The following is a 12,267-nucleotide window of genomic DNA, read 5'->3' as shown; positions in this document are numbered from 1 at the left end:
TAGGCGCATTAGCGCCACCATCAGGCGTTTTGCCGGATGGCGCTGCGCTTATCCGGCCTACGGGGCAATCTCAAACTTACTCTTCGCCGTTAAAACCCGCGCGATTGAGCAGGAACTGCGACAGCAACGCCACCGGACGACCGGTTGCGCCTTTGGCTTTCCCTGAACGCCATGCGGTACCGGCGATGTCCAGGTGCGCCCAGTTGTACTTACGGGTAAAGCGTGACAGGAAACAACCTGCGGTAATCGCGCCACCAGGACGTCCACCGATGTTCGCCATATCCGCGAAGTTGGACTCTAACTGCTCCTGGTATTCATCACCCAGCGGTAATCGCCACGCACGGTCGCCCGCTTGTTCGGACGCGCCGATCAGCTCGTGCGCCAGCGGGTTATGGTTCGACATCAGGCCGGTAATGTGATGACCTAGGGCAATCACGCACGCGCCGGTCAGGGTGGCGACGTCAATAACGGCTTCGGGCTCAAAGCGCTCGACGTAGGTTAACACGTCGCACAGCACCAGACGGCCTTCGGCGTCGGTGTTGAGTACTTCAACGGTCTGCCCTGACATGGTGGTCAGCACGTCGCCCGGACGATACGCGCGGCCGCCCGGCATGTTTTCACAACCCGCCAGCACGCCGACGACGTTGATGGGCAACTGAAGCTCCGCCACCATGCGCATCACGCCGTACACTGCCGCAGCGCCGCACATGTCGTATTTCATCTCATCCATGCCTTCGGCTGGTTTGATGGAAATACCGCCGGAGTCAAAGGTCAGCCCTTTGCCGACCAGCACAATCGGACGCGCATCTTCAGACGGATTACCTTTGTACTCGATAACCGACATCAGCGACTCGTTCTGCGAGCCGTGGCCGACCGCCAGATAAGAGTGCATGCCCAGCTCTTTCATCTGCTGTTCGCCGATCACGCGGGTCACAACATTTTTGCTGTAGCTGTCTGCCAACTGACGCGCCTGAGAGGCCAGGTAGGCGGCGTTACAAATGTTCGGCGGCATGTTGCCGAGGTCTTTCGCCGCTTTGATACCGGCCGCAATGGCCAGACCGTGCTGAATCGCGCGCTCACCGCTGGTCAGTTCGCGGCGGGTCGGTACGTTGAACACCATCTTACGCAGCGGGCGACGCGGCTCGCTTTTATTGGTCTTCAACTGATCAAAGCTGTACAGCGTTTCCTGTGCCGTCTCAACGGCCTGGCGCACTTTCCAGTAGTTATTACGGCCTTTGACATGCAGCTCAGTCAGGAAGCAAACGGCTTCCATCGAACCGGTATCATTCAGCGTATTGATGGTTTTCTGAATGACCTGCTTGTACTGGCGCTCATCAAGTTCACGCTCTTTGCCACACCCAATGAGGAGAATTCGCTCCGACAGAACGTTAGGAACATGGTGCAGCAACAGGGTTTGACCCGGTTTGCCTTCCAGTTCGCCACGACGCAGCAGTGCGCTGATGTACCCGTCGCTGATCTTGTCGAGCTGCTCTGCAATCGGAGAGAGGCGGCGTGGTTCAAAGACACCCACGACGATGCACGCACTCCGCTGTTTCTCCGGGCTACCGCTTTTTACACTGAACTCCATGCACTACGCTCCTGAATCTTAAAGACAACGGCGGTGGCTACGGATAGAATTGCAAGCTTTCGTAACTCATACCCGCTGTTGCGGTGACTTCGTGTTAATCTTAACGTTATTACGGCATTGGCACGTCAGAACAATTTCTGAGAGGTGGATCCGTTGAGTATAATGATCTTAGCGACGATTTCGACGACTCAAGAGAATAAATGACGTTTAAGCCATGAAACAAGCTAAATTCCGGCAAAAGACGGGTTTTTACGGGCGTATTTAAAGTGATAATCATAAGATATCTGGTTCGGGAAACGCTCAAAAGCCAACTGGCGATCCTATTCATCCTGCTTTTGATCTTCTTTTGTCAAAAGTTGGTCAGGATCCTGGGTGCGGCGGTTGACGGTGATATCCCGGCAAATCTGGTGCTCTCGCTGCTGGGGCTGGGCGTGCCAGAAATGGCGCAACTTATCTTGCCCTTAAGCCTGTTCCTTGGGCTGCTAATGACGCTGGGCAAACTGTATACCGAAAGTGAAATTACGGTCATGCACGCCTGCGGGCTGAGCAAGGCTGTGCTGGTAAAAGCGGCGATGGTGCTGGCGTTGTTCACCAGTATCGTTGCGGCAGTCAACGTAATGTGGGCTGGACCATGGTCCTCCAGACATCAGGACGAAGTGCTGGCGGAAGCGAAAGCGAACCCCGGCATGGCGGCGCTTGCTCAAGGGCAATTCCAGCAGGCAACGAACGGCGGTTCGGTGCTGTTTATCGAAAGCGTTGACGGTAGCAGCTTCAAAGATGTGTTCCTCGCGCAAATCCGCCCGAAAGGCAACGCCCGTCCTTCGGTGGTGGTGGCTGATTCCGGACATCTGACTCAGTTGCGTGACGGCTCTCAGGTCGTGGTGCTGAACAAAGGGACGCGCTTTGAAGGGACCGCGCTGCTGCGTGATTTCCGCATTACCGATTTCCAGGACTACCAGGCAATTATTGGCCATCAGGCCGTGGCGCTGGACCCCAACGATACCGACCAGATGAACATGCGCACGCTGTGGAATACCGACAACGATCGGGCCCGTGCGGAGCTGCACTGGCGTATCACATTGGTATTCACCGTATTTATGATGGCGCTGATGGTTGTCCCACTGAGCGTGGTTAACCCGCGTCAGGGGCGCGTACTGTCCATGCTGCCAGCCATGCTGCTCTATTTGCTGTTCTTCCTGGTGCAGACGTCGCTGAAGTCGAACGGCGGGAAAGGTAAGCTGGACCCGGTGTTCTGGATGTGGGTGGTTAACCTGGCCTATCTGGCACTGGCGATTGTGCTTAACCTCTGGGATACGGTGCCGATGCGTCGCTTGCGTGCCCGTTTTATGCGTAAAGGAGCGGTATAATGCAGCCCTTTGGTGTACTTGACCGCTATATCGGTAAAACCATTTTTACCACCATCATGATGACGTTGTTCATGCTGGTGTCGCTCTCCGGGATCATCAAGTTTGTCGACCAGCTGAAAAAAGCCGGGCAGGGGAGCTACGATGCAATGGGCGCCGGGCTGTATACCCTGCTTAGCGCACCGAAAGATATCCAAATCTTCTTCCCGATGGCGGCACTGCTCGGCGCGTTGCTGGGGCTGGGCATGCTGGCTCAGCGCAGTGAGCTGGTGGTGATGCAGGCGTCCGGTTTTACCCGTATGCAGGTGGCGCTGTCGGTGATGAAAACCGCGATTCCGCTGGTGCTGCTGACGATGGCCATTGGTGAATGGGTGGCGCCGCAGGGTGAACAGATGGCACGTAACTACCGTGCGCAGCAGATGTACGGCGGTTCGCTGCTGTCTACCCAGCAAGGGCTGTGGGCGAAAGACGGCGACAGCTTTGTTTACATCGAGCGGGTGAAAGGCGACGCCGAATTAGGCGGGATTAGCATCTATTCCTTTAACGACAAGCGCCGTCTGCAGTCGGTACGTTATGCCGCAAGCGCGACGTTTGACCCGGAGCAGAAGGTCTGGCGTTTGTCGCAGGTGGATGAATCTAACCTGACCGATCCGAAGCAAATCACCGGCTCGCAAACGGTGAGCGGGACGTGGAAAACCAACCTTACGCCGGACAAGCTCGGTGTGGTGGCACTGGACCCGGATGCGCTGTCGATTAGCGGCCTGCATAATTACGTGAAATACCTGAAGTCGAGCGGCCAGGACGCCGGACGCTATCAGCTCAATATGTGGAGCAAAGTCTTCCAGCCGCTGTCTGTGGCGGTCATGATGCTGATGGCGCTGTCGTTTATCTTTGGCCCGCTGCGTAGCGTCCCGATGGGCGTGCGCGTGGTGACGGGGATTAGCTTTGGCTTTGTGTTCTATGTGCTGGACCAAATCTTTGGCCCGCTGACGCTGGTATACGGCATTCCGCCGATTATCGGCGCGCTGCTGCCAAGTGCCAGCTTCCTGCTGATTAGTCTGTGGCTGATGCTGCGTAGGTCGTAATCACAGTAAAGCGCAGTGCCTGATGGCGCTGCGCTTATCAGGTCTACCTGGGCCCGTAGGCCGGATAAGGCGTTTACGCCTCCATCCGGCACAGCAACACGGACACTAGCGTTTTCTCCCGCCCATCAAACTCCCCAACATCCCCCGGATTATCTGATTGGTGACCTGTCGCGCCGCGCTTTTCGCTACGCTTTGTACCACGCCATCGCGCTTGCCGCCGCGTGGTCCGGTGCTGCCAAACAGAATATCCTTCAACCCGCCGAGAATACCGCTGTCCACCTCGACTGCTTTACCGTTGGCGGGAGGCGTATTTTGCTGCCCGGTGCTGGCCTGCACGCCTTGCTGCAAACGTTCATAGGCGGATTCACGGTCGACCTCTTCCTCATATTTGCCGTACAGCGAGGAGTGATTAATTAGCCCGTTGCGTTCGTCATCCGTCACCGGTCCCATCCGTGAACACGGTGCAATCACCATCGCTCGCTCAACCACCGACGGGCTGCCTTTGGCGTCCAGAAACGAGATTAGCGCCTCGCCGGTGCCCAGCTCCTGAATGGCTTTTTCGGTATCAAATGCCGGATTGGCGCGCATAGTTTGCGCCGCGGTTTTCACCGCTTTCTGATCTTTCGGCGTGAAGGCGCGCAGGGCGTGCTGCACACGGTTGCCCAACTGGCCGAGTACGTTGTCCGGAATATCCGACGGGTTTTGCGAGACGAACCACACGCCGACCCCTTTCGAGCGGATCAGGCGGATGACCTGCTCGATCTTATCCAGCAGCACCTGCGGGGCATCATTGAACAGCAAATGCGCTTCATCGAAGAAGAACACCAGTTTTGGCTTCTCCAGATCGCCCGCTTCCGGCAATTGTTCGTACAGTTCGGAGAGCATCCACAGCAGGCTGGCGGCGTACAGTTTGGGCATCTGGTAGAGCTTCTCGGCGCTGAGGATGTTGATCATCCCTTTGCCGCTGGCATCGGTACGCATCCAGTCTTTGATGTCCAGCATCGGCTCGCCAAAGAAGTGCGCCGCGCCCTGCTGCTCCAGCGACAGCAGTCCGCGCTGGATAGCCCCGACCGAGGCGCTGCTGATGTTGCCGTACTGGTTCTGGAAGGATTTAGCGTTATCGCCAATGTACTGGGTAATGGCCCGCAGGTCTTTGAAATCGAGCAGCAACAGACCCTGGTCATCGGCAATGCGGAAGATAATATCCAGCACGCCGGACTGTACATCGTTGAGATTCAGCAAGCGGGCCAGCAGCAGCGGGCCGAGGTCAGATACCGTGGCCCGCACGGGGTGACCTTTTTCGCCGAAGATATCCCACACCGTGACCGGATTAGCATGCGGTTGCCAGTCGGTAATGCCGATATTTTTCAGGCGGGCGAGCAGCTTTTCAGAGGCTTGTCCTTCCTCGGCTACGCCGGTTAAGTCACCTTTCACATCGGCCATAAAGACCGGCACGCCAATCTCGGACAACGATTCGGCCAGCTTCTGTAGCGTGACGGTTTTACCGGTCCCGGTTGCGCCGGTAATCAGCCCGTGACGGTTGGCCATACCTGGCAGTAAAAACAGTTCGGTGTCCGGCGTGCGGGCAATTAGCAGGGGTGCGCTCATTGAGATTTCCTCCATTTATCCTGCCTGGAGTATAGGCAATGTCCATCAAAGAGAGTATGCGATGGCGAGAGAAAATGACTTAAAGCGTATTGCCGTGGTAAATCTGATACCCCAAATCCACGGTGTTGTGGTTATGGTCGTTGTTCTTGATTTTGCTCAGCAACATCTGTGCCGCCATACGGCCAATGTCGAAACGCGGAGTGATCACGCTGGCGAGGCTGGGGATCATCTGTCGGCCCATTTCCAGCCCGTGAAAACCCGCAATCGAGATCTGCTCCGGAACGGCCAGTTCGCGCTCGCGACACAGCAGCAGCGCGCCCATCGCGATGTCGTCGTTGGTGCAAAATACACCGTCTACATCCGGATGTGCGGTGAGTGCGTCGCGCATCATCTGGGTACCGAGATGGATGGACGAAATAGAGCGCGGATTGACGCGCAGCGGTTCCAGACCCCGGCGGGTCATGGCGTCACAGTAGCCACGATAGCGTTGTTCATCGCGGATATCGTCTTTCGAACCGAGGTAGAGGATTTTGCGGCGCTGGCGTTTATCCAGCATGGTGCTGACCATATCAAATGCCGCCTGACGGTTATCGAACCCGACTTCCATGTCCAGACGATCGCCCTGGATATCCATCAGCTCGACCACCGGTATGTTGGCAGAGCGCAGAAATTTTACCGTGCGCAGGGTGTGGTATTTCTCGGAAAGAATAATGCCGTCGATATTGTATGACAGCAGGTTGATCACCGACTCTTCCTCGGATTCCCGGTCATAGTTATAGTTGGCGATCAGCGTCTGATAGTTATGGTCCGAGGTGACCGACTCAATACCGGCCAGAATGTCAGCGAACAGCTGGTTTTGAAACGAGGGGATCAGCACGCCGAGCGTATAGCTTTGCGCGTTCAGCAGCATCGCGGGCGCGCGGTTAGGGATGTAATTAATCTCCTCCATAATTTGCGCGATGCGTTCACCGGTTTCCTTTGCGACCTTTTTCGGCGAGCGAATGTAGCGGCTCACCGTCATTTTGGTCACACCCGCCAGCGTGGCGATGTCTTGCAAAGAAATTCTGTGGTTCCTCATTTTCTCTCCTGAGCCGGGGAGCGCGGACTGATGCTCCCCGGTAATACCGTATTAATGCAGGATGGCGTTCAGCGCCAGAACGCCCAGCAGACCCATGATGGAAATCAGCGTTTCCATCACCGTCCAGGTACGCAACGTTTCGCCTACGCTGAGATTAAAATAGCCTTTAAACAGCCAGAATCCGGGATCGTTAACGTGGGAGGCAATTACGCTGCCCGCGCCGGTAGCCAGCACCATCAGCGCCGGGTCGGCGTGGGTGACGTTAATAATCGGCAGCACCACGCCTGCGGTGGTGATCGCCGCCACGGTCGCAGAACCGAGCGCGATGCGCAGCAACGCGGCGACCGTCCAGCACATCAGCAGCGGAGAGAGCGACGTACCGGTCATCAGGTGCGAGATATATTGCCCCACGCCGCTGTCGACCAGAACCTGCTTAAACGCACCGCCCCCGGCGATGATAAACACAATCATCGCAATCGCGCCGATAGAGTCGCCAATGATATCCATAATTTGCTCGATCGTACGTCCGTTACGTCGACCAAGGGTAAAAATGGCGAGCACGATAGCGATAAACAACGCGACCGCAGGGTTGCCGATAAACTCAAAGAATACCCGCACGCTGTTGGTTTTCGGCAGCGTAATTTCACATACCGCGGCGACCGCCATCAGTATGACCGGGATTACCGCCGCAAAGATACTGTTCCAGAACGACGGCATCTCTTCTTCGGTGAACAAATGCGGGTTGAATAACCCCTCCGGCGGCGCTTTCTCAAAGCGGGTCAGCAGCTTAGAAAACAGCGGCCCGGCGACAATCACCGTCGGGATAGTAATAATAAATCCGTACAGCAGGGTGGTGCCGAGATTGGCCTCGAAAATGGTGGCAATCGCGGTAGGCCCCGGATGCGGCGGCAGAAAACAGTGGGTCACGGACAGTGCGGCGACCATCGGCACGCCAACATACAGCAGCGGCAGGCCGGAGGAGGCCACCACCGTAAATACCAGCGGCAGCAGCAGAACAAAGCCGACTTCGAAGAACATCGCCAGACCGACAACCAGACCGGTGATCACCAGCGCCCATTGCACGCGTTTTTTACCGAACGTGTCAATCAGCGTGGTGGCGATGCGCTGGGCCGCGCCGGTATCGGAAATCAGCTTACCGAGCATCGCGCCGAACCCGAGGATCATCGCCAGCCCGCCGAGCGTCCCGCCGATCCCATTTTGTATAGAGTGTAAAACGGCCTGTGCATCCATCCCTTCGGCAAAACCGACGACCGCCGCCACCAGGACCAGGGCAATAAAGCCGTTAACTTTAAAGCCAATCATCAGGACCAGGAGCAGCGCGACGCCTGCCGCAATTATTATTAATGGCATAATCGTTTCTCTTATATCCCCGTCATCCTTCAGGTTACAGGCGTGTTGGCTGCAACTCGAATGATTCAGGGGGGAGCCAAAAATGCAGCGCCTGGGCGCTGCGTGATGTTGCGTTGTGTGGTATCAGACGGCGACCAGCATGCCGCCATCGACAAACAGCAGGTGCCCGTTAACAAAATCGGATGCTTTGGAAGAGAGGAAGACCGCTGCGCCAATCAGCTCCTGCGGATCGCCCCAGCGGGCGGCTGGCGTACGTTTGCACAGCCAGGAGGTGAAGGCTTCATCCTCGACCAGCGCTTTGGTCATTTCGGTTTTGAAGTAGCCCGGCGCGATACCGTTGACCTGGATATTGTGGCGAGCCAGCTCAACGCACATCCCACGGGTGAGCATTTTCACTGCGCCTTTCGAGGCGGCGTACGGCGTGATGGTGTCGCGCCCCAGTTCGCTCTGCATGGAGCAGATGTTGATGACCTTCCCGGCCTGACGTTCCACCATGCGACGCGTGACCGCCTGCGCGACCAGGAACACCGCCGTCTGGTTAACAGCGATTACATCGTTCCAGTCCTGTTCCGGGAACTCGGTAAACGGATGGCGGCGCTGAATACCGGCGTTATTCACCAGCACATCAATTTGGCCAATGTCTTTTTCGATATGGTCAATGGCGGCATCAATATCTTGTTTCTGCGTAACATTAAAAGGTGCAGCAACGGCGCGGATCCCTTCCTGCTGCAGTTTGGCGACGGCGGCCTCCGCGCGCTCTGGCGTAATATCATTGACGATAATCTGTGCGCCATATTTGCCCAGTCCGGTCGCCAGTAAATAACCAATACCCTGGGCCGAACCGGTGATCAGAATGTTTTTGCCGTCCAGTGAAAAAAGATCGTTCATCATGTTATTCCTTATTTTGTTTCTGCAAAAACGAGCTGGACTTTCGCCGCCTGGGTTTTATCCCCGGCGAAGATCAGCGCCTGTTCAAGCTCGGTAAACGGATATTCGGCGCTGAGTAATGGCAGCGGATCGATAACGTTATTCGCCAGCCACGACACCGCGGTGTTGAACTCGGTGGTAAAGCGGAACGAGCCTTTGAGCGCGATCTCTTTGCCGATCAGCATCATCATCGGGAAGTCCGGCACCGCGCCGCCCATGCCGACCTGCACCATCACGCCTTTTGCGCGGGTGACTTCCAGACAGGTGGTGATTGAGGACGGATGACCGGAGACTTCGAAGCTAACGTCAAAGTAGCCTTTCTCTTTTTTCCACTCGTCGAGTGAGTCCTGCTGCGGATTAATCAGCGTGTCGGCACCCATCTGCTGGGCAAGCGACAGCGAGCGCGGGCTGATATCAGCACAGACAATCTCTGCCGCGCCGAGCGTTTTCACCGCGCTGACGATCAGACAGCCAATCGGCCCCACGCCGGAGATAAACACGCGTTTACCCTGCAGGTCGCCTGCTTCATGTGCGGCGTGGATCGCGACCGCCAGCGGTTCGGCAAAGGCCATCACTTTTTCATCGGCCTCTTGCGGGTACGGGATACACTGCGCGGTATCGACGGTTTTAAAGCGGGTAAAACCGCCGTCGACATGGGGGAAATACATGGCGCTGCCAAAAAAGCGCATTTCCGTGCACTGGTTTTCTTCGTGCTGCAAACAGTATTTACAGTGGCCACACGGTTTCGACGGATTAATCGCCACCGACTGACCTTCATGTAATTCTTTTGAATCGCTGTGCACCACTTTACCAATAACTTCATGGCCTAAAATCATTGGCGCTTTAACGGTAAAATTACCGACTTTTCCTTCCTGATAATAATGTAAATCGGAACCGCAAATTCCCCCGCGGGTAATTTGTACCAGTGTTCCTTTATTATTCCATTCAATGTTTTGGTCGGTAATGGCAACAGTTTTCTTACCCGCGACAACGCAGGATTGGGTTTTGACTTGCATAAATGCCTCACTGGTCAGGTAGTAACCTCGGCAGCATTTAAACGGTTTTGATTGTTATTATTTGTGACGCAGGTCACGCTGGAAAATTGTTACACTACAATGTTACGCATAACGTGATGCGCCTTATAAATCTCATCAGCGGCGCTGAAAAAGCGTGAAATTCCCAATGTGGAAAGCGTAGTATCGCGCCATGGAATATGAATCTGGAGTTTTTTCGATGGCCGGGGAAAGTTATATTTTGATGGGTGTTTCAGGTAGCGGTAAATCTTTAATTGGCAGTAAAATTGCCGCGGTATTATCGGCAAAATTCATTGATGGTGATGATCTCCATCCCGCTAAAAATATTGATAAAATGTCTGAAGGCATTCCATTAACCGATGAAGACCGATTGCCGTGGTTAGCGCGATTAAATGATGCCTCATACAGTTTATATAAAAAGAATGAGACCGGGTTTATTGTCTGCTCGTCATTAAAAAAACAGTATCGCGATATATTGCGTCAGGGTAGCCCGAATGTGCATTTCCTGTGGCTGGACGGCGACTACGAGACTATTCTGGCGCGCATGCAGCGTCGGGCAGGGCATTTTATGCCGGTGGGATTACTCAAAAGCCAGTTCGATGCGCTGGAGTGCCCGCAGGAGGATGAACGCGATATTGCCCGCATCGACGTTAACCATGACATCGAGCATGTGACGGAACAGTGCCGCCAGGCGGTGCTCGCGTTTCGTCACGGGCAATAGGCCCAGCCCCTTGCGGGACTGAGCCCGGCATCAGAAGTCGGCTTTCAGCACCACGCGGTAGCGGGCCTTGCCGTCACGCACGTGCTGGATTGCTTCATTAATTTGCGACATTGGGTACAGCTCGGTGGTAGGTGACACCTTGCTGCGCCCGGCAAACTTCATCAGCTTGCGCAGCTCGAACGGCGTACCGGTTGCCGAACCGGAGATGCTGCGATCGCCGGCAATTAAGGTGAATGCCGGCACCGGCAGTGGTTTCATCACCGCGCCGACGGTATGGAAGTTCCCGCCGTAGGCCAGCGCTTCAAAATAGGGCTGCCAGTCGAGATCGACGTTAACCGTATTAATGATGAGATCGTACTGGCCCGCCAGCGCTTTTAGCGCATCCGGATCGCGGCTGTTGACCACTTTATCCGCCCCCATCGCCAGCACTTCCTGCTTTTTCGCCGGATTGGAACTGAACGCGGTGACTTCACAACCCATCGCGTGTAACAGCTTAATGGCGATATGCCCCAGGCCGCCGATGCCGATCACCCCAACGCGGCTGGTGGCAGTAATATGGTGCATCAGCAGCGGTTTGAACACCGTGATACCGCCGCACAGCAAGGGACCGGCTGCCGCCAGATCGATACTCTCCGGCAGCGGGATCACCCACTGCCAGTCGGCCCGTAGCTTCTCGGCAAAGCCGCCGCGATTAAGAATAGTGGGAACAGAACCTTCCAGACAGTTGATCTGATTACCGCTGATACAGGCATCGCAGTGCCCGCAGCTGCGCGCCGTCCAGCCAATGCCGACGCGCTGGCCCACTTTCAGACCTTTATCCTGCGCCGCGCTGCCAAGCGCCGCCACGCGACCAATCACCTCATGCCCGGCAACCAGCGGATACTGAGAGAATCCCCATTCGTTGTCGATCATCGACAAATCGGAATGGCAGATACCGCAGTAATCGACCTGCACTTCGACATCTTCCGGTTTAAGCTCGCCCGCATCGTATTCATAGAGTTCGAGTTCGCTGCCCGCCGCTTTTGCGGCGTAGCTTTTTATCATCGACATCGTGTTTCCCTCAGTGTGGTGTTGAACTGGAAGTGTAGAGCATGAGGAAACGGGACGCTTCGCAGAAGGGGGGATTAAGGCGGTTATTGCGTGGGCTAAACCGTGATGCTGATTGCAGCTACGAAAGGTAATGCTGAAATTTTCAACACTTAGCGAGCCAGACACACGCTGGTGCTTGCATGGTGGCGCATGACAGGTATAATCCACAACGTTTTCCGCATCCCTTCCGTGCCGGAGTGGCGAAATCGGTAGACGCAGTTGATTCAAAATCAACCGTAGAAATACGTGCCGGTTCGAGTCCGGCCTTCGGCACCAAAAACGATTGTGATAATCGGAAAACCTACAACAATCAATACGTTGTACAATGAAGCTGGACGTTGACGGCAACTACAAAATGGCCGCATCTCCGGCTTTTTTTGTTTACAAAGCCTCGGGCCGGAT

The 12,267-nt window shown here is 55.6% G+C and carries 11 protein-coding genes and 1 tRNA gene; 5 read left to right on the top strand and 7 right to left on the bottom strand.

The features are described 5' to 3' along the window. Nucleotides 1–76: 76 nt before the first annotated feature. Entirely contained in the window at nucleotides 77–1,588 is a 1,512-nt protein-coding gene (gene pepA, locus FDX19_RS18995; RefSeq protein ID WP_003025870.1) for a leucyl aminopeptidase, read from the bottom strand. Nucleotides 1,589–1,741: 153 nt separating this feature from the next. Between pepA and FDX19_RS25355 the strand changes: the two genes are divergently transcribed. The 3 genes from FDX19_RS25355 (at nucleotide 1,742) to lptG (ending at nucleotide 4,037) form a co-directional block, all read left to right on the top strand. Beyond that, nucleotides 1,742–1,792: a hypothetical protein gene (locus tag FDX19_RS25355; protein WP_212723231.1), complete on the top strand. Its 51-nt coding sequence runs from the start codon at nucleotides 1,742–1,744 to the stop codon at nucleotides 1,790–1,792. A 62-nt stretch (nucleotides 1,793–1,854) separates the two neighbouring features. Continuing rightward, complete coding sequence (gene lptF / locus FDX19_RS18990) at nucleotides 1,855–2,955, top strand: LPS export ABC transporter permease LptF (RefSeq protein ID WP_137383925.1); 1,101 nt, start codon at nucleotides 1,855–1,857, stop codon at nucleotides 2,953–2,955. Next, the gene (gene lptG / locus FDX19_RS18985) at nucleotides 2,955–4,037 is read left to right on the top strand and encodes an LPS export ABC transporter permease LptG (protein WP_137383924.1); all 1,083 of its coding nucleotides are present in this window, start codon (nucleotides 2,955–2,957) and stop codon (nucleotides 4,035–4,037) included. Before lptF ends, lptG begins: the two co-directional genes overlap by 1 nt. Nucleotides 4,038–4,142: 105 nt before the next feature. Here the strand turns inward: lptG and FDX19_RS18980 are convergent, their stop codons facing one another. The 5 genes from FDX19_RS18980 to idnD form a co-directional block, all read right to left on the bottom strand. Beyond that, on the bottom strand, nucleotides 4,143–5,645 hold the full coding sequence (locus tag FDX19_RS18980) for a helicase HerA-like C-terminal domain-containing protein (protein WP_137383923.1): 1,503 nt from the start codon (nucleotides 5,643–5,645) through the stop codon (nucleotides 4,143–4,145). 79 nt (nucleotides 5,646–5,724) lie between these two features. Further along, nucleotides 5,725–6,723 (bottom strand): LacI family DNA-binding transcriptional regulator, encoded by a 999-nt coding sequence (locus FDX19_RS18975; RefSeq protein WP_137383922.1) that lies wholly within the window; start codon nucleotides 6,721–6,723, stop codon nucleotides 5,725–5,727. A 51-nt stretch (nucleotides 6,724–6,774) separates the two neighbouring features. Continuing rightward, nucleotides 6,775–8,094 (bottom strand): gnt-II system L-idonate transporter, encoded by a 1,320-nt coding sequence (gene idnT, locus FDX19_RS18970; protein ID WP_137383921.1) that lies wholly within the window; start codon nucleotides 8,092–8,094, stop codon nucleotides 6,775–6,777. Nucleotides 8,095–8,217: 123 nt separating this feature from the next. Continuing rightward, on the bottom strand, nucleotides 8,218–8,982 hold the full coding sequence (gene idnO / locus FDX19_RS18965; RefSeq protein ID WP_137384030.1) for a gluconate 5-dehydrogenase: 765 nt from the start codon (nucleotides 8,980–8,982) through the stop codon (nucleotides 8,218–8,220). Nucleotides 8,983–8,993: 11 nt separating this feature from the next. Continuing rightward, on the bottom strand, nucleotides 8,994–10,037 hold the full coding sequence (gene idnD, locus FDX19_RS18960; RefSeq protein WP_137383920.1) for an L-idonate 5-dehydrogenase: 1,044 nt from the start codon (nucleotides 10,035–10,037) through the stop codon (nucleotides 8,994–8,996). A gap of 217 nt (nucleotides 10,038–10,254) precedes the next feature. Here idnD and idnK point away from each other — a divergent pair, with 217 nt between their 5' ends. Next, nucleotides 10,255–10,776: a gluconokinase gene (gene idnK / locus FDX19_RS18955; RefSeq protein ID WP_137383919.1), complete on the top strand. Its 522-nt coding sequence runs from the start codon at nucleotides 10,255–10,257 to the stop codon at nucleotides 10,774–10,776. Nucleotides 10,777–10,806: 30 nt separating this feature from the next. Here idnK and FDX19_RS18950 read toward each other — a convergent pair whose 3' ends face one another. Next, nucleotides 10,807–11,826 (bottom strand): NAD(P)-dependent alcohol dehydrogenase, encoded by a 1,020-nt coding sequence (locus tag FDX19_RS18950; protein ID WP_137383918.1) that lies wholly within the window; start codon nucleotides 11,824–11,826, stop codon nucleotides 10,807–10,809. A gap of 230 nt (nucleotides 11,827–12,056) precedes the next feature. On the opposite strand from FDX19_RS18950, the gene FDX19_RS18945 reads away from it, so the two are divergent. Beyond that, a tRNA-Leu gene (locus FDX19_RS18945) sits at nucleotides 12,057–12,141 on the top strand. Nucleotides 12,142–12,267 lie beyond the last annotated feature (126 nt).

Origin of the sequence: Citrobacter sp. wls619 (genome assembly GCF_005281345.1) — a bacterium.
In the GTDB taxonomy this organism is placed as follows: Bacteria; Pseudomonadota; Gammaproteobacteria; order Enterobacterales; family Enterobacteriaceae; genus Citrobacter.
Note: the sequence above shows the minus strand (reverse complement) of the source record. Positions and strands in the feature narration are given on the sequence as shown.